Genomic DNA, 20,408 nt, shown 5'->3' on the forward strand with positions numbered 1-20,408 from the left:
CTAAAAAAGCGCCCTTTCGGGCGCTTTTTCTCATGCCGGCTTCAGAAGTTTCCTCCGTTCCAGCCCCAGTCATTTGTCGGGAAGTACGCAGTGTATATCCTCGACTTGTCAATGCCTAAAACAGAGCCGAGAATATCGTCTATCTGCCCTGTCAGATTGTCGTAAGCCGAGCTCGAAGCCGAGCCGTAGATGCTTACACTTACCATAGCACACGGGTCGTCTGTGCCCTTGAAGTACATAGCCTGCTGCGGCTCGATTCCTATCATCAGCCACCCCTCGCTCTTTCCGGGAATGGCAGTGATAGCCCTGCCGAGTGCAGTCTTGAGCTCGACTTCCTTTTCCTTGCTTACCTCTGCGTTTGTTTTTACATTGATAAATGGCATAATTAGCCCTCCTTATAATAAGATTCCTGATCATTTTCCAGCCGATATACTTTGTATACCTTCATGTCCTTAAACAAGTATATCCTGTCGCATTTTTTGCAGTGCCATACCTCATATTTCGGAAAAGGCACTTCCAAAAAGTTTATGTTCTCCTTTTCTTCAAATTCACTCCACTCTATATCCGAATAAACATGGTATTCCGTATCATTCGGCGTCAGATGATCGTTTAATATACAGCCGCATTTGCATTTAAATCTCATAATCGTTACCTGTTACTGCTCTCCGCTTATCCCGCTTACCGAAAAGCTCATAACGCAGTCTGCCTGCTCGCTGCCGAATATCTTGTCGCCCCAGGCTATCCAAACCTCGCCTGCCGGAGTGTTTTTCCATAAAGCGCCGTTGTATTTGTACTGCTCGGGAACGAATGTTACGTCAGGCTCGCCATAGCGCTCCTTGAACAGGGCATATAAATTGTTGTAGCTCTCCTCGCACTCAGCGACAGTGGGGTTGTAGCCCTCGTCGGTGTTTATGTCGGTGTTCTTGTTAACGCCCACAGTGTATACCGTTTTGTCCTCCATGTCGTAGTCGATGTTCACATTCCGGAATTCTTCACCAAGCAGCGAAAATGCATCGCTGTAGCAATAGCTTGTCTTCTGAGCCATCTTGCCGAGCGCATTCATCACCTCGCCGACATCTTTCTGCTCGTATCCGCTGCCGAAAACATTCTGTGTCAACTTCTCGGCATCAGAGATAAGCGTCCCCTGATAATTTGCCGCCAGCTGCTCGACAGAGTCAGGGTCGTTTGCGTAGGCAGGTGCTATCTGCATGGGGTTCTCCTCAAACGCCAGCGACAGTATCGAGCTGTTTTGCGAGGCAGAGTGCATATACTGAACGCTTATGTGTCCGTCGTCCCAGAGCGTGAATTCGTTGCTAAGCTCGTCGTCGCCCGATCTTGAATACTGCCCCTCGCCGTATTTTTCGGTAGTCATATCGCCAAGCGCCTTGTAAAGCTCATCAAGCGAACCGCTCTCTGTGCCCTTTGCAACAAACGCCGCACTTATGACCTTGCCTGTGTTCTCATCTACAGAAAAGTGCATACTCTCAAACGCCTTGCCCAAAAAAGCCACATCGCCATTGTAAGTGTATACCGTCACAGGGTTCTCTGTCTGGAAATCCTCTGTGTCCTCCTTGGTGTCAGGGTAGGTGCTCTTTATAAGCTCCCTTGCACTGTCCCTTTCCATTCCGAGCAGACTCAGCCCGAACTCATATCCGTTGCCGGCGTTGCTTTTTTCAGTATCATCTGCCTCAGAGCTGTTATCATCAGCACTGTCTGCTTCCGAGCTCTCCTCTTTCTCAGATGATCTTTCCGTCTCAACGACACTGCTGCTCTCCTTTGAGTCTGCCGGCTTGCTTTTTGCCTTTGAGCTGCTCTCGTCCACATCTCCGCAGGCGACGAGCCCCAGTGCCATTACCGCCGCCAGTGATACTGCTGCAATTTTCTTTGTTTTCATTCTACTTTTCTCCTTTCCCAAGCTCCTCGTGCCCGGATACCGATATTGTCACATTGTTGTAAAAGCCCACCTCCAGCTCGCCGGGGCCTGCCTCAGAGCGTGTGTCCTTTTCTATGAAAAGCTGTACATCAAAGCCGTATCCTGTGTTTTCCCACCGGTGCTCCTCCCAGTCAAATGTCGAATTTGAGCCGTTATATGTTTCATCAGGCTCTCCCAGCACAGCGGCCAGCTTCGGCAAAATGCTGTTGTAAGCCTCTGCACAGTCCTCAGCGCTTTTGTAAACCTCCTCGCTGATAAGATAATCTTTCATCGAGAAATAAAATTCCGCCCTCAGCGTCTGTTTTGTGTGTGCATCGTAATCATACTCCAAAGATGTGAACTTCTCGCCGAATATCCCCAGTACACTGCCGCTGTAGCTCTGTGCAAGCTGATCCGTCCTGAATGCCACAGAGTGCATATTCGGCTCGTTTCTGTCAGCATTTCCGTAAAGGGTGCTGTCAAGAGTTATCCCGAGTGCGTCCTCTATAGTCTGCTGATAGCCCTCTTTCCCTGCTGCGAATACCTTTTTGCAAAGCTCTAAGCTCTCCTTTACATCAAGCATCACATCAGGCTCTGCCGCCTCGGGCGTGTCGGGCTTTTTCCGCTGAGCCTTTGTGTATTCATCATACCCCTTGCCGAAGGTCACCTTGAGGTTTGCATAGCCCTCATTTAAGAATACGAATCTGCTCTCTATCCTCTGCTCCTCCCAGCGTGAGCTTTCGGTAGTCGTGTCGCCTTCAATGCTCACATCTGTTTTCACTCTGCCGTATTCGCCCTCGACAGCTTCTTTAAACGCCTCATACTGCGTCCTTACATCGCTTTCAGGCAGCAGCCCTTCCTTGCCGTGCCCGAAGCCGTATATGAGCCCCACGCCCTCTATCACGCCGCCGCCATTCTCGTCAGTCAGCAGATATATGCATTCGTATTTTCCTCCGAAAAGCTCTATCCTGCCCTCGTAATCGTATCTTTTCATGTTCTCATTGGGCACATCGTCATTCTCAGTGCCGCTAAGATCGTCAAAAAGCTCGCTTATAAGCTCTCTCGCCGTTTCGGTGTCCATTCCGATAAGCGCCTGCATAAGCTCAAAGCCCCCGTCATCAAGCGATATGTCGGGTGTGCCGCCCTCATCGTCAGAGCTTTCTTCATCGCCGCCCTTGGCGCTGTCAGAGCTGTCGGCCACGCTGCCCGTGCTGTCCGCAGCACCCGAAGCCGGGCTTATCTCAGCCTTGCTCTCTGAGCTGCTCTCATTTTCCTCACCGCAGGAAACAAGCCCCAGCGCCAGCACCGCTGCCATTATACCTGCTAAAATACGTTTTGTTGTCATTTTGTTTCTCCTTGTTTTAGGCAACACCGCACGAAGATTGTGCGCAAATTGCGCAGTCAGCTTTTTCGTCAGATTGCACAGATTTTCCGAAGGAATACTACCGTATTTCAAGAAAAAAATGTGTAATATGACGGAAAAGATGCAAGTAAGTTGCGTACAAAGCCTTCAGGCGGTCTTTGTGCGGTGTTGCCTTTATAATTTACTTTCCGATGACCCGTCACTTTCTCCCTGTGACTGTTTATCTTCATACTGCTTCTGATCTGTTTCTACACTATTCCCAAAAGACAGATAAACATCATATTGCCCCTCCGTGTATGACAGACATACCTCATCATCTTCCCATTCATCAGTCGTTTTTTCAGAGGGGCTGCCCGGATATGCCACGTCCGCTTTATATTCTCCGTATTGTGATGATATCTTTTCAAGTAAGGCTTCATATATCTTTTCAGTCGGGCGGTCCTCCTGCTTTTTGCCCACAACATAAATAACTTTTGCGACCTTTCCTGTGGTATTATCGGCTTCAATACTCACAGCATCAAACCTCTCGCCCAAAAACTCCAAGCTGCCGCCATTGGCATACATAGTCGCATCAATAACAGGTGTCATATTCACGACCCGTTGTTCCTCAGTATCGGGATATGTGTTTTTTAAAAGCTCCCTTGCAGCCTCCGCATCCATTCCAAGTATGCTCTGCGCAAATTCAAACTCGGCAGTATACTTGTTTTCATCAGCGCTGCTCTCGCTGACCTCTCCCGACGCACCGCCGTTGCTGCTCTCATTTCCCTCGCCGCAGGAAACAAGCCCCACCGCCAGCACCGCTGCCATTATACCTGCTAAAATACGTTTTGTTGTCATTTTGTTTCTCCTTGTTTTTTTTATCTGGTAACATATCTTTTCTCTTCAAGAACGTGATACCCGTATTCAAAAATGCTCACCCCGTAATACACCGTGCAGCGCTCTACAGTAAACTCCGTCCTCACGCCGTCCTTTTCTATCACTATCTCCCCCACATCGCTGCCTATCGCAAGACTGCTGTTTTTTATCTTTGTGATAAGGGTCAGATGCCCTTCCCTGACACGGTAATTCAGTATAAGACACCTGCGTCCGTCAACGTGTATCGGGTAATGCCTGTCTATCTTGCCTTTTATCTTGTCTTTCAATACTTACCTCACTCTTGCCTTATGTACTCTACCCCTGAACCCTTAAGCTTTTCTCTCGTCTTTTTTACTCTCGCCTCCGGGAACCGCCGCCCTATAGCATTTTCTATCATATATACCTTAACGCCCGTCTTGACTGCACCTTTGGCAGTCGCCCCGACGCAGCCGCATTCGTCAAGCCCGCACAGCACTACCTCAGTGTAGCCCTGCGCCTTCATGTGCTCACGAAAAGCCTTCGCTGTGTAGCTGTCAGGCAGGTTCTTCTCAAAGTAAAGGTCAGACACTATATCAAGCCCCGGATATAATTCAGCGCCCTTCGTTCCCCTTATAGAGAAGCCTATGAACCACTTGTTCGTTATAATATTCGGGAACATCTGCGCTATGTATATAACGTCATACCCCCTGCCCCTGTAGTCGGCGATAGCTTTGTTCACCGCCCCCACGAGCGCATCGGTGTCGTAAGAGAATATGGCTTTTCTCTCCGCCCATAGGTAGTCATTCTGCATATCTATCACGACTAATGCCTTCTTGCCTGCCATAGCTCTCCCCCGTCTTTCATCAGCCATAAGCTATCACCAAAAAAGCAAATAGCTATTTGTTATAACAATTATACCCTATTCCCCTCAAAAAATCAAGCCTATTTTTCAGTCCTGAGTATATATTGCCCGAATGGGCATTTCATCTTATCCTTTAAGCCTATGGCTTAAAGGATAAGATACCTCACCTGTTACCTGTTACCTGTTACCTGTTACCTGAAAAAAACGGCCGCCCCTGCCGGAGCGACCGTTCACTATATTAATATTCTTTTACTTATCATGCCTTACTTGGCTAACAGTACCTCAGCACTTGCTATCTTAACAGCTGTGATGAATACCTTCATAGCCTGTTCAAGCTCTGCAATAGGCGGAAGTGTCGGAGCTATCCTTATGTTGCTGTCCTTGGGGTCCTTGCCGTAGGGGAAGGTAGCGCCTGCACCTGTCATAACAACGCCTGCCTCCTTGCAAAGCGCAACTACTCTCTTTGCACAGCCCGGAAGTGTGTCAAATGCTATGAAGTAGCCGCCCTTCGGTGTGTTGTAAGAGCCGATGCCAAGGGGCTTGATGTTCTCGTCCAGCGCCTTGATAACAGCGTCAAACTTCGGAGCTATGATAGCTGCGTGCTTTTTCATGTGAGCCTTTACGCCCTCAAAGTCCCCAAAGAACTTTGCGTGTCTTAACTGGTTTATCTTGTCAAAGCCTATAGTCTGAACTGTCATGTGATACTTGACATAATCGGTGTTGGCCTTGCTCGCAGCCATTACCGCAACGCCTGCACCTGCAAAGGATACCTTTGAGGTCGATGCAAAGATGTATACCATGTCGTCATTGCCGGCCTTCTTGCACTCGTCAAGAATGTTGAGCAGAGTGTCGGGCGTGTCTGTCAGATGATGTATGCAGTAAGCGTTGTCCCAGAATATCCTGAAATCCTTTGCCTTGGGCTTAAGGCTTGCAAAACGCTTTACTGTCTCGTCAGAGTATGTGATGCCTGTCGGGTTTGCATACATGGGTACGCACCAGATGCCCTTTATGCTCTCGTCCTCTGAAACGAGCTTCTCTATCATGTCCATGTCAGGGCCGTTCTCGCCTATAGGAATGTTTATCATCTCAAAGCCGAAGCGCTCTGTTATAGCAAAGTGCCTGTCATAACCCGGCACCGGGCAGAGCCATTTGAGCTTGCCCTGATCCTTAAGAGGAGTGCTGTCCTTGCTTACGCCGAACATATAGTTTCTTGCTATAGTATCATACATAAGGTTGAGTGAGGAATTGCCGCCTACGATGAGCTCCTCGTCAGCCACGCCCAGCATATCGCAGAATATCTTCTTTGTGTCCTTTATGCCGTCGAGAACGCCGTAGTTGCGGCAGTCTGTTCCGTCAAGAGCCTTGCAGTCGCTTGATGAGTTCACAGCATCGAGCATACCCTTTGTGAGCGAGAGCTGGTCTGCGGCAGGCTTGCCTCTTGCCATGTTGAGTGCAAGACCCAAAGCCTTGTAGCCCTCGTATTCGCTCATAGCGTCAGCTAAAACGCCCTCAAGCTGTTCCTTTGTCATTTCCGTCATCAGCATAATAATTTCCTCCACACCATATAATTCGTCTGTCAGTGTTTTACCTTTATTATTTTATACTTTTCGGCAGGATTTTGCAAGTTATTTTTTCAAATCCTGCAAAAAAATCAGAACTTTGCACATACAGCGCCCCAAAAACACCCCCGATATGGTAATAATGATACACCGTTTACGAATTATTCAAAAACAAATAATTCACAAAGGCGAAGCCAATGCAGAATCAAGAATGCATAATGCATAATTGATGTGCGCGCCGCTTGGTCAGTTAACAGTTAACAGGTAACAGGTAACAGTTGTGGTGTCGGCTTACGCCGACGAGATGCCCATTCGGGCGTGTTTGTCGGACGATTTCAGCTAAATCGTAGGATATGCAGCCGAAGGGTCGGGGTGGCGCATGAGCCCTCACGATGTACCCTATGAGAGCGAGAGAACGGTCTTGAAGGCAAGCTGCCTGCAAAATAAAAAAGCCCCACGCACAGCGCAGGGATACTTGACAAAACCGCAATAATATGCTATAATACTATCAGAAAATGAGAACTAAGCCCCCGAGGGACGCTGGTAACGCCCTCAGGTTGATCGGCAGTTCTCCTGTGAATTAGTGTTATGAAAGCACCGCTTAACTGGAGATGGCGGTGCTTTCCTTTTTATGCTGTCTCTTTCGAGCCTACATTAAGTACTTGCTTATCTCTTCTTGTTTATCTTGAAGAGGACGATCAGAACTGCTATCACATTTATAATACCTATGATAGTGTTAACAAACAGAAAAAGATCTGAATATGTCACATAGCTCATCACGCACACCTCCCTTTCGGGAGAACCGCCGTTTCTGCTTTGCTTAGCCCCTCGCCTTCCGGCTCAGTCTGCCTTTTGGCATTGAATGCATTATAGCACAAAGCTTTCAGAATGTCAATTATTCTCTATCAAACATCTGTGCATTCCCTTCCTCATCAAACACCACAAGCCCCACCTTTCCCCCGTGGTTCTCGTATATCAGCTCCGCCCTCTCGCACCTGTTCTCAAAGCAAAGCTCGCACCTGTACCCTATCTCCCCGTCAGCGAGCAGCCTGTCATCGACCTTATATATGCTCAAAACGGCAGATTCCGCCACTCCGTCATGGTAGAATTCCGCCGTTTTTCCGTCTGTTTTTATTATCGTTTCCCCTGAGCTCCACGTCCCGTCGAGCAGTGTGCCGCTTAGTGTCAGCGCTCGGTATAGCTTTATAGCACCAACCGTCATAAGGATCACCGCCGCTAAGCCTGTGGCGATAAGCCATACTGCGTACCTTTTCTCGTCCGCCGAAAGGCTCAGTTTTTCACCTCGTTCTGTATGCGCTCTGCCCTTGCCTGAACATTTTTGTATATCTCCTGCGCATCAGCTGTTACGAACTTGCCGTCCTCGTAGAGCACCCTGCCTGCGCACATCGTGAGCTTTACATTCTGCTTGCTGCCGCTGTAAACTATGTTCTTGCCCAAGTTGTTTACCGGCTGCATATTCGGCTGTGAAAGGTCTATCATTATCAGGTCTGCCTGCTTGCCGGCTTCAAGAGTGTCGCAGTCATCAAGCCCCATAGCCCTCGCTCCGCCGACAGTTGCCGCATAGAGCACGCTGTTTGCATCGCAGGCCGCAGCATCACGCTCTCTGAGCTTGCAAAGGCCGGTCATAAGGAACATCTCCCTGAACATATCAAGCGCATTGTTGCTTGCAGGGCCGTCTGTTCCGAGCGCAAGGCCGATGCCCTTTTCCTGCATTTTCCTGATGTTTGCAATGCCGCTTGCGAGCTTGGTGTTCGAGCCCGGATTGTGTACAGCGTATACCCCACGCTTTTTGAATATGTCCATGTCTTCATCGCTCATGTGAACGCAGTGGAAGCCGCCGCCGCCGTAGTTGTATATCCCTAAGCTGTCAAACAGCTGTGTCGGTGTCTTGCCGTATTTTTCTATGCACTCTCTGACTTCCTTTGCAGTCTCGCTGTTGTGGGTGTAAACAGGCGCTTTGTATTTCTCAGCGAGCGCCGCTATCCTTTCAAGCAGACTTTTCTCGCAGGTGTACTCTGCATGAAATCCCAGCCTGAATGATATCAGAGGGTCAAGCCCGTTATACTTAAGATAATACCCCTCCAGCCTGTCAGCATTGCTCTCATCACCCGATACTGCACCGCAAAGCACAGACCTAAAGCCCATCTCCACGCAGGCCTTTACATAATCGTCAAGCTCAAAATACATATCAAAGCTCGCAGTTATGCCGCTTGTGAGATATTCAAGGTTTGCCAGCTTTGTGAACCAGTAAACGTCCTCGCCTGTGAGCTTTGCTTCAAGAGGGAATACCTTGTTAAAAAGCCACTCCTGCAAGGGCAGGTCATCAGCATACGAGCGTAAAAACGTCATTGCCGAGTGTGTGTGCGCATTTTTAAACGAAGGCATTATAAGATTTTTCATAGCGCATATCTCACGCTCAAACTGCGCCCCTTCAAGCTGCTCCTTTGTGGGCACGCCGACAAACGCTATCTTGTCCCCGTCAGTCCAGACCTCGCCCTCAGTTATCTCAAAAGGCCTGTCGCCTGCAAGGGTCATTATCCGTGCATTTTTTATCCTTATCATAGAAGTATCCCCCTTTTTATGTATGATCTGGTTATAGTTATTATATTATTATTCCCACTCTTTGTCAAGGGCAATACCACACAAAGCCGGCAGGCGGTCTTTGTGCGGTGCTGCCCGGGTGTGTCAGTTTTTACGGGTTGCTTTTTTCCTCGTCTTGTGATATAATATAATCTGTATATAATAAAAACAGTAAGTAGGAAGGCGCCCTATGTGCCTGGTGCCGCATAAGATATGATAAAGGCAACACCGCACAAAGACCGCCTGAAGGCTTTGTACGCAATTTGCGCACAATCTTCGTGCGGTGTTGCCTAAAATAAATGAACGCAGAAAGGAGCCACCACAATGCTCATAAAAAAACTTATCCCCACCCTCACCGCCGCAGTGATAGCAGCAGGCTGCCTTGCCGCCCCCGTCTGCGCCGATGAGCCTGCTCTCAACCAGTTCAAGCCCGAGAGCGGAAACGTAAAATATTTAGGCAGAAGCGTCTACGCCGACGACGAGCTCTGGTTCGGCCTTACCGATTCGGGCGTGTCGTTCGACTTCACAGGCCAGAAATGTGTGATGAACCTCATGGGCGATAATGCCGCATTCAGCGAGCAGAACGGCGCCCGTATAAAAGTCTATGCAGACGACAAGGTGGTCTATGACAAGTGCCTTACCGAAGCCCCTGTCGAGACTATCACCGTCGATTTTGACAAGAGCGGCGAGCATACAGTAAAGCTGCTCAAAGTCTCCGAGTGCGCAAACAACACCGTGCTGCTTGAAAATATCCTGGTAGACGGCGACAGCATAAAGCCTTCAGGCCTCGGCTCCCATACGATAGAGTTTGTCGGCGATTCGATAACCTGCGGCTACGGCGTTGACGGCAAGAACCAGAACGAGCACTTCCTCACCTCGACCGAGGACGGCACAAAGACCTACGCCTATAAGACAGCCGAGCATTTCAACGCCGATATAAGCTGCGTTTCCTACAGCGGCTGCGGTGCGATATCCGGCTACAGCGGCGACGGCAAGCAGAACACCCTCAACCTCATGAAGGATTTCTACGAGCTCGTAGGACACAGCTACTCCCAGAAGGGCGACAAGAAGATAGACGACAACAAGTGGGATTTTTCTACCCACCCCGAGCTTATCGTCATAAATATCGGCACAAACGATGCCAGCTACACCAAAGGCAAGCCCGAGCGCATCGAGGAATTCAAGACCGCCTATACCGACCTTATCAGACAGGTGCGCCAAAACAACCCCGACAGCGAGATACTCTGCATCTTAGGCCTTATGGGCAATGACCTCTACCCCTCTATCACCGAGGCGGTCGATGCATATAAGAGCGAGAGCGGCGACAGCAGGATAAACTGCTGCGAGATAGATGCGATAGACTCCGCCGAGGACGGCTACGGTGCAGACTACCACCCACACGAAGTCTCCCACGAGAGAGCAGCAGGCACCCTTATCAAAAAGATCGAGGAGCTCTACGGCTGGACAGACCACGATCCGGCAATGACAGCCCATGCCGCTTCCACAGACGACAGCAAGGCAGAAAGCTCCGACAGCAGCTCGTCCGGCAAAAACAGCGTGATGAAAAACCCTGCCACCCCGTTGATAATTTTAGGTCTTGGCGTCGGCATAATGTTCGTCTTCAAAGCAATCACCAAATCAAGAAACTGACCCACAAAGGCCTTTCCGCTGCGGAAAGGCCTTTGTTTCAGGTAACAGGAGAAACGCTTCGCTCAGTGAATAGTGAATAGTGAAGAATGAATAGTTGAGGTGTGCGCCAAAGGCGCACATCCGAAGGGTCGAGGTGGCGCATGAGCCGACAAAGCCGGCTCGAAAGCCCCTCGGTGTACCCTATGGGAGCAAGAGTGCTCCCTTGAAGGCAAGCCGCCCCACATGATAGCTTCAAGAGTAGTCTCTCGTTATCCTTACGCTACAGTAGGGGGGCTTTCCGGTCGCCCCCCTGCGTCAGCGAAGCTGCCGCCACCCCCTTCGGGTTCACCCCCCACACGATGAGTTGAAGACGAAGACCGCCCGAATGGGCATCTCGTCGGCGTAAGCCGACACCACAACTGTTACCTGTTACCTGTTAACTGTTAACTGACCAAGCGCCGCACCGGGACACCACAATTATGCATTATGCATTCTGCATTCTTAATTGATTGTGCATTGTATAATGTTTCCAGTAAACTATTAACATTTAGATAAAATAATTATGACTAAAACGATAACTTGTTTTCAGCCATATTGACAATATGCTCAAAAAATGTTATAATGTCTTTGATTAAAATATGCAAAATGCTTTTACATATATTATGCTGCATAAATGAGGGAATACTTATGTTTGGAAAAGATGCAATACTGTGGAAAAAATATTTCGGCCTTGCATGGAACGAGATGATGGAGCTTGCCCCCGAAGTGGGCAGATATGCCATTTTTAAGGACTCTGCGACCTTCTGCCTCGATGCTAATGCAAAGCGCCTTATGGGCTTTGAGAATGAGCCGTCTTATGATATGATATTATCGCTGATAAAGCGCCTTAAGGGGGATACCTCTGCCCATATAGCCGTAAAACAGCTTTTTGAAGACAGCGCCACGGCAATAGGCTTTATCTATGAGAAAAACGACCTCAGCGGCAGTAATACACTGTCTCTGTGTACTCTTAACCGCCTTATCACGACTATGTCGCAGACGGATTCATTCTCGCTGCTCGCACTTATCCAGCTTGAAGAAAAATCGGGCAGACACGCCCTTTCGGATATGCATATCTATGAGATACTCACAGTCATAGTCGAGAATGTCCCGAAGGATTCGCTGATATCCAGCCTCGGGCAGGGTAAGCTGTGGCTCTATATCCCCGATTTCAAGGGCGATGAGATACTTTACCTCACCGAGATAAAGAAAAAGATAGAAGCCTACCCCGTCACCTCGCTCGGTAAGGACGGCGACGGCAGAGTGACCTTCTCGGCAGGCTGTGCTGCATCTCTCTCCTCGCCTGTGCAGAGAATGAATACCGCAAAATTCACCCTCTTTGAAGCAGCAGCAAGAGGTCTTGGCACTATACTTGCGTATTCTGTTGACCGCTATGAGGATAAGAAAAACGAGTTCGCCCGTATCGAGCAGTTCTCAAATCTTATCGACTCAAATCTTTTCCGCTACCACTTCCAGCCGATAATCTCTGCCCATACCGGCGAGATTATCGCTTACGAGCTGCTTATGCGCTCGGGCGGCGGTGTCGAGATGTATCCGCTTGAAATACTTGACTATGCAAAGAAATACGACAGGCTCTACGATATCGAGAAGGCTACATTCTTCAACGCCCTCCATATCGTCAGCGAGAACCAGCAGCAGTTCTCCTCAAAGAAGCTGTTTATAAATTCGATAAGCGACCATATCCTCACCAAGACCGACTGGGACAGACTGCTCTCCGACTACGGCGAGCTGCTTGAAAAGGTCGTCATAGAGCTCACCGAGCAGTCAGAGATATCCGATGAACAGCTCGATACCGTCAAGAACCGTATAGCATTCTCGAATATGGAGCTCGCAATAGACGACTACGGCACAGGCTACTCAAATACCTCTAACCTGCTGCGCTATAACCCGTCTTATGTCAAGATAGACCGCCAGCTCATAGCCGGTATCGACGGCAACCTTAAGATGCAGAAGCTCGTTTCGTCTATCATCGAGTATGTCCACAGCAACGGCTTCGCAGCCCTGGCAGAGGGCGTTGAGACTTACAGCGAGCTAAAGACCATGATAGGCCTCGGCTGTGACCTTATTCAGGGCTTCTATATCTCCAAGCCAAAGCCTTTCATACTCTATGAGGTGTCTGACAGCATAAGAGACGAGATAATCAAGATAAACCTCGAATTCTCCGATAATATCGACAAGATATACCACCCCAAGAACTGCGAGACGGTAGACCTTATAAAGATAACCCAGGAGCACTATACAGTCATATTCGTCGAGACTCCGCAGGTCATCATCGAGGGCAACGGCCGCCACGCCTGCAATATCAACGTCATCGTCAAGGACGGGCTTGAATGTACAGTCACCCTGCGTGGTGCTTTCTTCACGACGGATAAGGAAAATCCGCTGATATCCATAGGCTCGCAGAGCAAGGTCACACTCAATATCGAGGGCAGGAACGAGCTCAATTCAAAGGGTATCCACGTACCTGCATCCGCTGACCTGACTATCGCCGGCGACGGCACCCTCTATATCAAAACAGAGCAGGCGAGCGCCTACGCTATCGGCACCGACAGGTACAGCAGCCACGGCAATATCACAGTCCTTCTCGACGGCCATATCTCGCTCGAAGCAAACGGCGATAACAGCGTCGGCATCGGCGGCGGCATGAACGAGGAAAATAAGACGATAAGGATACTTTCCGGCAACCTCAATGTCTCCTGCTCGGGCGGCACCTGCGTAGGTATCGGCGCTCACGAAGGCCCTTCAAGGATAGAGATGAGCGACTGCTCGGCATCTGTCGAGATATCCTCCGCTGTATGTACCGGTGTTGGCACTCTCGAAGGCGATGCTGATATCGACCTTGAAAATATCGCATTGTCTACAAATCTCACAGGCATGACCCTCTGCGGTGTAGGCTCGGCAAATGCCGGCACAGGCAGCGCAGAGCTGCGCAACGGACGTATAGATATGATGCTTTGCGGCAGAACTATAAACTGCCTCGGCACAAGAAACGGCAATATGGATATAGACATAAGCCACGCAGCTATCAAGTTCTACTGCGAGGGCGGCAGCATCTCAGGTATAGGCGACAGCGAGGGCGACGGAAACGTGCATATCTCCGAGAGCGAGGTATCTCTCGAATTCCGCACCGGCGACGGCTTCGGCCTTGGCAGCAAGAACGGCAAGCTCGATATAATCAACTGCCGTAAGGACGTAAGGATAAACGAATAATACTGAATAATACTCCCCCTATCATAATAACACCCCGCTTTTCCACCGCCGCCCCAAAAGCTGCGGTGGAAAAGTATGTAAAGGATCTGATAATATGAAACGTACAGCAATAATCACCGGCGCAAGCTCGGGAATAGGAAGACAAATGGCAATAGACCTCGACCTCAGGGGCTTTGACACGGTGCTTGTGGCAAGGCGCGGCGAAAGGCTTCAGAAGCTCGCATCGGAGCTGAGACACAACGCCGAGGTCTTTGAGTGCGACCTCTCGCAGGAGCAGGAATGCTTCCGCCTGTATGAAGCCTTCAGGGACAGGGAAGATGTCCTCGTGCTGATAAATAACGCAGGCTTCGGCCAGCTCGGCTTTTTCGATGAGGTGCCGCTCGAGCGTGAGCTCGATATGCTAAGCGTCAATGTAAAAAGCGTGCATATACTCACAAAGCTCTTTTTAAAGGACTTTATGGCAAGGGATAAGGGCTATATATTAAACGTGGCCTCCTCGGCAGGCCTTATGCCCGGCGGCCCTATGATGAGCACCTACTACGCTACAAAGGCCTATGTCAAGAGCCTTACCCTCGCAGTAAACGAGGAGCTTGCTCAGAAAAAGAGCAGGGTATGGGTCTGCACGCTATGCCCCGGCCCTGTCGATACCGAATTCAATGAAGTGGCTGACTGCTCCTTCTCGATATCGGGTATCTCGGCTGAGTATTGTGCAAAGTATGCAATAAGAAAAATGTTTGAAAGACAGCTCGTGATAGTACCCGGCACAGGCATGAAGGCAGGAGTAGCTGCGAGCCGTATTATCCCGACACGGCTGTTTCTTAAGGCTGCCAATACCTTCCAGACAAAGAAAATTAAATAACTTGTATCAGTTTAATATAATTGTATTTTGTGCTCGCAGGGCAGCAAAATGTGTAATTTCTTTGGTAGAATTGTGATAAATCACTAATATGTGTTGTGTGATTTAGTAAAAAAGCATATTGATTTTTGGTTACAAATCGGTTATAATGTAGTTACGATTAATTTTGGAAAGGAAGTTTTAATTATGAAACTTAGAAAGATCTTTGCAGGTATGTCTGCACTTGCTATAGCAGCTACTATGTCTATCTCCGCAGCTGCTGAGACAGGTGATACATTCCTTATGGTCGCTGATAACGGCTGGGCATACTCAAACATGAATAAGGATCCCGATTTTGCTCTTCCCGAGGGCGGTACAACAGCTAAGGTAACAGAAGACGGCACATATACCGTTGACGTTACACTTGACGGCATGGTAGCTTGGATGAACAAGGTTGCCAAGGCTGAGAACCCCGACGCTAAGGAAGTAGTAGTTGACCAGAAGGGCTACGGCTTTGAGGTTCTCTGCGTTGATATCGAAGGTCTTGCTGAGAAGCTCGGCTGCTCCACAGGCGAGGACGCTTGGGATGATTACTGCACCGATACACTCGGTATCAAGCCCAAGAAGGCTACATCTGCCGACAAGATGGCATATGCTAAGAGCACAGGCCTCAACATCACAGACCTTACACTTACCTGCGACGGCACAGAGGTTTACAAGTTTGCTGACGGCGAGTTCTACTTCGGTGATATCGAGGGCAACGGCAAGATCAGAATCGAGCTGTTCAATAAGTACGGTTCTTCCTTGACAGACGCTCCCGACGCTGTAAAGGACTGGGCTGCAAATAACCCTGTTGAGTACGAGAAGGCTGAGGTAACATTCACTATCACAGGCGTTAACGGCTCTGCTGACGACGGTGCTGCTGATGACGGCTCTGCTGACGACGGCACAACAGATGACGGCGCTGCTGATGACGGTGCAACAGACGACGGTGCAACAGATGACGGCACAACAGATGACGGCGCTACAGATGACGGCTCTACAGCTACAGCAGGCGGCTCAGATTCCGGCACAACAACAACAGGCGGTGACACAGCTGCTGCAGGCTCAACAGCAGGTACAACAACAGGTACAGGCACAGCTGCTGCTACAGGCAACACATCTACAGGTGCTTCCGCAGGTCTTGCTCTCGCAGGTCTTGCTCTTGCAGGCGCAGCAGTAGTTATCTCCAAGAAGAGATAATGGGCGCTTAATAAAATAGCTATTACGAAACGGTATGGGCTTTCCATACCGTTTCTTTTTGCGTTTTCGGGGTGTTTGCAAGAGGCTTTGTCGTATTTTTTTTGAAAAAAATGCTTTTTTGCTATAGACAAACCCTGAAAAATATTGTATAATATATGTGTGTTGAAATTTTTAGTATTACGGAGGGGTTATATGAGAGTTATTACGGGCTCTGCAAGAGGCAGAAAGCTCAAGACCCCGGAGGGCAGCGATGTCAGGCCTACCTCCGACCTGGTGAAGGAGTCGATCTATTCCATTATCCAGTTCGATGTTCCCGGCGCTGATGTGCTCGACCTCTTTGCAGGCAGCGGCCAGCTCGGTATAGAAGCCCTCAGCCGTGGCGCAAATCACTGCGTCTTCGTTGATAAAAGGGCTGAGTCTATCGCACTGGTAAGGGAAAATGTTATGGCCTGCGGTTTTCTGAAGCAGTCGAGGATACTTACCTCAGACAGCTGCGACTACCTGCTCACAGCCAAGAAGGGCTTTGATATAGCGCTTCTTGACCCGCCCTATAACCAGGGGCTTATAGAAAAGGCTATGGAGCGCCTGCCTGATAAGATGAACGAGGGCGGCATAGTCGTGTGCGAGCATGAAAAGGAGCTGACACTCCCTGATGAGTTCGGCTCGTTAAAACTCCACAAAAGATATAAATACGGCAAGATAGGCCTTACAGTCTATAAAAAGCCCGTATCAGAAGAAGAATAAAGAGGAATTGTAAATGCGTATTGCAGTCTGTCCGGGCAGCTTTGACCCGGTAACGCTCGGTCACCTCGATATCATCGAGCGTGCATCGAACCTTTTTGATAAGGTGATAGTGCTCGTTTCCTTCAACCCTGCCAAGAATAAGGCGGTGTTCTCGGTAAATGAGCGTATGGAAATGATACAGAAGGTGACATCTCACCTTGAAAATACAGTAGTTGACTGCTACAGCGGCCTGCTTGCAGACTATCTGAAAATGACCGGTGCTTCGGCTATCGTCAAGGGTCTGAGGGCTGTGTCGGACTTTGAGTATGAGTTTCAGATGGCGCTTGCCAACAAAAAGCTCTACAGCGGCGCTGAGACGGTGTTTTTAACTACCCGTGGAGAGAATATGTACCTCTCATCGAGCTTAGTCAAGGAGCTTGCGTCCTTCGGCGGCGAGATAGCGGATTTTGTGTCGCCTGAGATACACGACTTTATCTACGAGCGTCTGACAGGCAAAAAGGAACAAAATTAAAAGAATTTATATAAACGAAAGGATTGTTTTACTATGGCAATGAAAATCGAGGATATTTTAAAGCAGATGGATCAGCTTCTTGATGAGGCAAGCTCCTTCCCGTTTACAAACAAGAAGCAGATCGACGCAGAGCAGATGAGAGAGTATATCGACACTCTCCGCTACAATATGCCTGCTGAGTTCCAGAAGGCTAAGGACACTGAGGATAACAAGAAGAAGATAATTGCCGATGCCAATGCACAGGCTGAGGATCTTATAAACAGAGCCAAGGAAAAGGCTAAGCAGATAACCTCTGAGAGCGAGCTTGTAAGAATGGCTCAGGCTCAGGCTGAGGAGATAATGGCTAACGCCAACAGCGAGGCCGAGGAGACTATAAAGACTGCAAACATCAAGGCAGAGCAGATAGTTATGGACGCTATCGACAAGGACACACAGATAAGAAAAATGCTCGCAGACGACCTTGAAAAGACTCTCACAAACGCTGAGAATGTTCTCACACAGAACCTCGAAGACGTTCAGAGAACAAAGCAGGCTGTCCTCAGCATCGCAGCTCCCAAGAACAACTGATCATAAAGTATATGCCCGGGTCATCACCCCGGGCATTTTTAGTTATCAGTTAAGAGTTATCAGTTAACAGCCCCGGTGCGGCTCACGCCGCAGATGCCCATTCGGGCTTTTATGGGAGAGGTTTGCCTTCGAGGGTAGTCTCTCGCTTTGCTCACGCTGCGGTAGGGGGGCTTTCCGGTCGCCCCCCTGCGTCAGCGAAGCTGCCGCCCACCCCCTTCGGGTGCATATCCTGCGATTTAGCCGAAATCGTCCGACTGACAGGCCGAATGGCCATACGTCGGCGCAAGCCGACACCACAACTGTTACCTGTTACCTGTTAACTGTTAACTGACCAAGCGGCGCACCACAACTCACTATTCACTTTTCACTATTCATTGTTCACTATTTCCGAGTACCCGTCGTCGTATGAGATGACTGTCGTGAATACTCCCCTCTTGTCGGCGTGGAGTATCAGCTTTGATACCTCGCCGCTGTAGCTGAGACTGCCGCTGTTTATACTCACGGTGTCGCAGAGCTGCTCGTTTTTGAAGCCCTCGTAGGTGAAGCCCTTGTATACTCCCCCACGCCTTGAAAAATACATCTTGTGCTTTAGCCCGAGTGTCGGCGATGAGAGCCACTGCCTGTCAAGCGGTATGTAGCGCTCACGCATGATGCCACGCCTTGTCGCTTCGGTGTCGGTATACTGATAGTCGTATGTGCCCTGAGTGCCCTGCATATGTATGCACGACACGGCGTTGTTGAAATTGTTGCCGTCTATCTCAGCGGTTATCAGCTCAGAGGAATAATCCCTCTGCGTCTGGCCGAGCTTTTTGATGTTGACACGGTTCATGCCCGTGATGTAGGGGTACTGCTCGTAGAGCTTTATAGATAGCGCCGCTATCGCCGTCCATACAGTGTCGCTCTCCTTGACGTAGATGTAAGATGCGCTGTCGCTTATCTGCTGGTAGCCGACATTCGGCATCGTGGGGTTTGCAGCGGCTATGTCGGCAAGCGTGCAGTCAAACATCATTCCCGGCAGCGCATCGCTCGTTGAGAGAGCCTTGGTAAAGCCGAAAGCCCTGCCCGAGACGATATCCCTGCCGGCGGTCTTTTTGTGGGATATGCCTGCTGTTCTGCCAAAGAATATATCCGTCTGCCCGTAGGCGAGCGTGACTGTGGTCAGGTCTTTTGTGTCAAGGCCGTCGTGCCAGATGCCGTCGGCGGTGAATTCGAGCGTGAAAAACGGCGTGTAGCGCTCCTTTGTGAGTGTGAGCGAGATTATCCTTGTAAAGAGCATTATGGCGCTTGCAGATGCGTTTTTTATCTGCATGGAGAAAGTGTCACTGCTCAATCACACCACCTCCTCAAGCTCTATGGTGTATTCGCACATACCATCCTCGCAGGCGGTGCATTCGCCCTTTGAGAAGATAAGCACCGTATGCGTGTTACCGACTGTAAGCTCGACCGACGAGCCGATAAGTGCATTGATATAGGTGCAGAAGCTCAGAAAGCCCTCAAAGGTCGTTCTGCCTTTGAGCGTATAGAAATTTTTTCTGATGCACGAAAGGCGCCTTATGGTATGGTAGTCTATCGTTGCAGTCTCGGCGACTTTGGTGTCTGTGCGAAAGCTGAGGCTGTAGAGCTTAAGCTCCTTTGAGCCGAGGGTGACTGTAAATTCGTTATGCATATGTGTTCCTCCTTTACGGTGTATATATTTCGCTCTTTTCGGCAGTGAGCTGGCACTCGGCACGGGAGAGGGCGGCGTTTATCTTCATATCGTTTCTGAGCGTTGCATCATAGCCGTAGTGCAGCAGACCTTCCTTGGCGTATTCTGCCTTTGAGAGCAGCCTGTCACGGTCAGAGCAGTCGCCCTGCTTGCCGAGCAGCCGGCACGAGACTGTGTATTCATAGAGCCTTTTTCTGTCGTTTGACACAAAGTCAAAGCCCGTCTGCCTGCACTTTATCTCACGCAGCTCGACAAAGGCTATATCCTCGCCTTTGAGAGTTTCGCTCTTTGGTGTCGAGCCCACGGTCAGCACGACAAAGCCTGCTGTTCTTAAGATGCCTGTTATATCGCTTATCATATCTTCCAGCATATCACATCACCCCTCTACCGCCGCAAAGCTGAAGCTATCGTCCACCCATATGTCGCTGATACAGGCTATTGCGTGCTCACGCAGCTTTTGAGCGTATTTGTATGCGTCGGTGTCCTTATAGTTCAGCGCCTGACGGCCGTCCTGTGTGCAGAGCGTCTTGTCGTTTATGAGCCGCATGAGCGTGTTGTCATACACCGCAACGGCAGCGCTTGCAAATTCCAGCCTTTCAAGGTCTGACACGACGACCGGGTCAACGGCGTGCTTGGCGATATAGAAGCAGGCGTTCTCTATCATATCGTCATAGTCATGGCGCTCGTCATCGGGTATGCCGCTAAGGCGCAGAAAAAGCATCATTACCTTTGTTCTGTCGATATAGACCATTAGTTAACCTCCTTTCCTGCCCC

The 20,408-nt window shown here is 49.5% G+C and carries 20 protein-coding genes; 7 read left to right on the forward strand and 13 right to left on the reverse strand.

The genetic code is table 11. From position 1 onward, the window contains the following. Positions 1-41: 41 nt before the first annotated feature. The 9 genes from CD05_RS0111905 to CD05_RS0111955 form a co-directional block, all read right to left on the reverse strand. Positions 42-383: a phenylpyruvate tautomerase MIF-related protein gene (locus CD05_RS0111905; protein ID WP_028510687.1), complete on the reverse strand. Its 342-nt coding sequence runs from the start codon at positions 381-383 to the stop codon at positions 42-44. A 272-nt stretch (positions 384-655) separates the two neighbouring features. Beyond that, on the reverse strand, positions 656-1,894 hold the full coding sequence (locus CD05_RS0111915) for a hypothetical protein (protein WP_028510689.1): 1,239 nt from the start codon (positions 1,892-1,894) through the stop codon (positions 656-658). Between the two features lies 1 nt (position 1,895). After that, positions 1,896-3,257 carry a hypothetical protein gene (locus tag CD05_RS0111920; RefSeq protein WP_028510690.1) on the reverse strand — a complete coding sequence of 454 codons (1,362 nt, stop codon included), beginning with the start codon at positions 3,255-3,257 and terminating at the stop codon, positions 1,896-1,898. Positions 3,258-3,449: 192 nt separating this feature from the next. Next, a complete protein-coding gene (locus CD05_RS0111925) occupies positions 3,450-4,112 on the reverse strand; it encodes a hypothetical protein (protein ID WP_028510691.1) in 663 nt (220 codons plus the stop codon). Between the two features lie 20 nt (positions 4,113-4,132). After that, positions 4,133-4,417, reverse strand: coding sequence for a hypothetical protein (locus tag CD05_RS0111930; RefSeq protein WP_028510692.1), 285 nt, complete (start codon positions 4,415-4,417; stop codon positions 4,133-4,135). Between the two features lie 8 nt (positions 4,418-4,425). Further along, complete coding sequence (locus tag CD05_RS0111935; RefSeq protein WP_242841263.1) at positions 4,426-4,980, reverse strand: isochorismatase family cysteine hydrolase; 555 nt, start codon at positions 4,978-4,980, stop codon at positions 4,426-4,428. A gap of 254 nt (positions 4,981-5,234) precedes the next feature. Continuing rightward, the gene (locus tag CD05_RS0111940; protein ID WP_028510694.1) at positions 5,235-6,515 is read right to left on the reverse strand and encodes an aminotransferase class I/II-fold pyridoxal phosphate-dependent enzyme; all 1,281 of its coding nucleotides are present in this window, start codon (positions 6,513-6,515) and stop codon (positions 5,235-5,237) included. Between the two features lie 910 nt (positions 6,516-7,425). Beyond that, positions 7,426-7,752: a hypothetical protein gene (locus tag CD05_RS0111950; RefSeq protein WP_028510695.1), complete on the reverse strand. Its 327-nt coding sequence runs from the start codon at positions 7,750-7,752 to the stop codon at positions 7,426-7,428. Between the two features lie 68 nt (positions 7,753-7,820). Next, a complete protein-coding gene (locus CD05_RS0111955; protein WP_028510696.1) occupies positions 7,821-9,113 on the reverse strand; it encodes an amidohydrolase in 1,293 nt (430 codons plus the stop codon). Positions 9,114-9,455: 342 nt separating this feature from the next. On the opposite strand from CD05_RS0111955, the gene CD05_RS18505 reads away from it, so the two are divergent. From CD05_RS18505 to CD05_RS19900, 7 genes are all read left to right on the forward strand, one after another. Next, positions 9,456-10,781: an SGNH/GDSL hydrolase family protein gene (locus CD05_RS18505; RefSeq protein WP_051588982.1), complete on the forward strand. Its 1,326-nt coding sequence runs from the start codon at positions 9,456-9,458 to the stop codon at positions 10,779-10,781. 666 nt (positions 10,782-11,447) lie between these two features. After that, positions 11,448-14,030 (forward strand): EAL domain-containing protein, encoded by a 2,583-nt coding sequence (locus CD05_RS0111965; RefSeq protein WP_028510697.1) that lies wholly within the window; start codon positions 11,448-11,450, stop codon positions 14,028-14,030. Positions 14,031-14,124: 94 nt separating this feature from the next. Beyond that, entirely contained in the window at positions 14,125-14,889 is a 765-nt protein-coding gene (locus CD05_RS0111970; RefSeq protein WP_028510698.1) for an SDR family oxidoreductase, read from the forward strand. A gap of 183 nt (positions 14,890-15,072) precedes the next feature. After that, positions 15,073-16,107 carry an NPXTG-anchored protein gene (locus CD05_RS18510; RefSeq protein ID WP_037322984.1) on the forward strand — a complete coding sequence of 345 codons (1,035 nt, stop codon included), beginning with the start codon at positions 15,073-15,075 and terminating at the stop codon, positions 16,105-16,107. Between the two features lie 192 nt (positions 16,108-16,299). Continuing rightward, the gene (rsmD, locus tag CD05_RS0111980) at positions 16,300-16,851 is read left to right on the forward strand and encodes a 16S rRNA (guanine(966)-N(2))-methyltransferase RsmD (protein WP_028510699.1); all 552 of its coding nucleotides are present in this window, start codon (positions 16,300-16,302) and stop codon (positions 16,849-16,851) included. Between the two features lie 13 nt (positions 16,852-16,864). Continuing rightward, a complete protein-coding gene (gene coaD / locus CD05_RS0111985) occupies positions 16,865-17,362 on the forward strand; it encodes a pantetheine-phosphate adenylyltransferase (RefSeq protein ID WP_028510700.1) in 498 nt (165 codons plus the stop codon). Between the two features lie 33 nt (positions 17,363-17,395). Then, complete coding sequence (locus tag CD05_RS19900; protein ID WP_051588983.1) at positions 17,396-17,929, forward strand: hypothetical protein; 534 nt, start codon at positions 17,396-17,398, stop codon at positions 17,927-17,929. Between the two features lie 367 nt (positions 17,930-18,296). Here the strand turns inward: CD05_RS19900 and CD05_RS0111995 are convergent, their stop codons facing one another. Genes CD05_RS0111995 through CD05_RS0112010 form a run of 4 tightly spaced genes read right to left on the reverse strand, consistent with a single transcriptional unit; the run spans position 18,297 to position 20,385 of the window. Further along, positions 18,297-19,259 (reverse strand): hypothetical protein, encoded by a 963-nt coding sequence (locus CD05_RS0111995; RefSeq protein ID WP_028510701.1) that lies wholly within the window; start codon positions 19,257-19,259, stop codon positions 18,297-18,299. Next, entirely contained in the window at positions 19,260-19,595 is a 336-nt protein-coding gene (locus CD05_RS0112000; RefSeq protein WP_028510702.1) for a hypothetical protein, read from the reverse strand. A gap of 13 nt (positions 19,596-19,608) precedes the next feature. Beyond that, a complete protein-coding gene (locus CD05_RS0112005; protein WP_028510703.1) occupies positions 19,609-20,004 on the reverse strand; it encodes a hypothetical protein in 396 nt (131 codons plus the stop codon). 6 nt (positions 20,005-20,010) lie between these two features. Next, complete coding sequence (locus tag CD05_RS0112010; protein WP_028510704.1) at positions 20,011-20,385, reverse strand: hypothetical protein; 375 nt, start codon at positions 20,383-20,385, stop codon at positions 20,011-20,013. Positions 20,386-20,408 lie beyond the last annotated feature (23 nt).

The organism is Ruminococcus sp. NK3A76 (assembly GCF_000686125.1).
Taxonomy (GTDB): Bacteria; Bacillota; Clostridia; order Oscillospirales; family Ruminococcaceae; genus NK3A76.

Bases quoted from the DNA above. Each gene is read 5' to 3' on its own strand.
- CD05_RS0112005 (WP_028510703.1), bottom strand. From the start codon at position 20,004: ATGCTGGAAGATATGATAAGCGATATAACAGGCATCTTAAGAACAGCA.
- CD05_RS0111935 (WP_242841263.1), bottom strand. From the start codon at position 4,980: ATGGCTGATGAAAGACGGGGGAGAGCTATGGCAGGCAAGAAGGCATTA.
- CD05_RS0112000 (WP_028510702.1), bottom strand. From the start codon at position 19,595: ATGCATAACGAATTTACAGTCACCCTCGGCTCAAAGGAGCTTAAGCTC.
- CD05_RS0111915 (WP_028510689.1), bottom strand. From the start codon at position 1,894: ATGAAAACAAAGAAAATTGCAGCAGTATCACTGGCGGCGGTAATGGCA.
- rsmD (WP_028510699.1), top strand. From the start codon at position 16,300: ATGAGAGTTATTACGGGCTCTGCAAGAGGCAGAAAGCTCAAGACCCCG.
- CD05_RS0111955 (WP_028510696.1), bottom strand. From the start codon at position 9,113: ATGATAAGGATAAAAAATGCACGGATAATGACCCTTGCAGGCGACAGG.
- CD05_RS0111950 (WP_028510695.1), bottom strand. From the start codon at position 7,752: ATGACGGTTGGTGCTATAAAGCTATACCGAGCGCTGACACTAAGCGGC.
- CD05_RS19900 (WP_051588983.1), top strand. From the start codon at position 17,396: ATGGCAATGAAAATCGAGGATATTTTAAAGCAGATGGATCAGCTTCTT.
- CD05_RS0111965 (WP_028510697.1), top strand. From the start codon at position 11,448: ATGTTTGGAAAAGATGCAATACTGTGGAAAAAATATTTCGGCCTTGCA.
- CD05_RS0112010 (WP_028510704.1), bottom strand. From the start codon at position 20,385: ATGGTCTATATCGACAGAACAAAGGTAATGATGCTTTTTCTGCGCCTT.
- CD05_RS0111920 (WP_028510690.1), bottom strand. From the start codon at position 3,257: ATGACAACAAAACGTATTTTAGCAGGTATAATGGCAGCGGTGCTGGCG.
- CD05_RS0111940 (WP_028510694.1), bottom strand. From the start codon at position 6,515: ATGCTGATGACGGAAATGACAAAGGAACAGCTTGAGGGCGTTTTAGCT.
- CD05_RS0111905 (WP_028510687.1), bottom strand. From the start codon at position 383: ATGCCATTTATCAATGTAAAAACAAACGCAGAGGTAAGCAAGGAAAAG.
- CD05_RS18510 (WP_037322984.1), top strand. From the start codon at position 15,073: ATGAAACTTAGAAAGATCTTTGCAGGTATGTCTGCACTTGCTATAGCA.
- coaD (WP_028510700.1), top strand. From the start codon at position 16,865: ATGCGTATTGCAGTCTGTCCGGGCAGCTTTGACCCGGTAACGCTCGGT.
- CD05_RS18505 (WP_051588982.1), top strand. From the start codon at position 9,456: ATGCTCATAAAAAAACTTATCCCCACCCTCACCGCCGCAGTGATAGCA.
- CD05_RS0111970 (WP_028510698.1), top strand. From the start codon at position 14,125: ATGAAACGTACAGCAATAATCACCGGCGCAAGCTCGGGAATAGGAAGA.
- CD05_RS0111925 (WP_028510691.1), bottom strand. From the start codon at position 4,112: ATGACAACAAAACGTATTTTAGCAGGTATAATGGCAGCGGTGCTGGCG.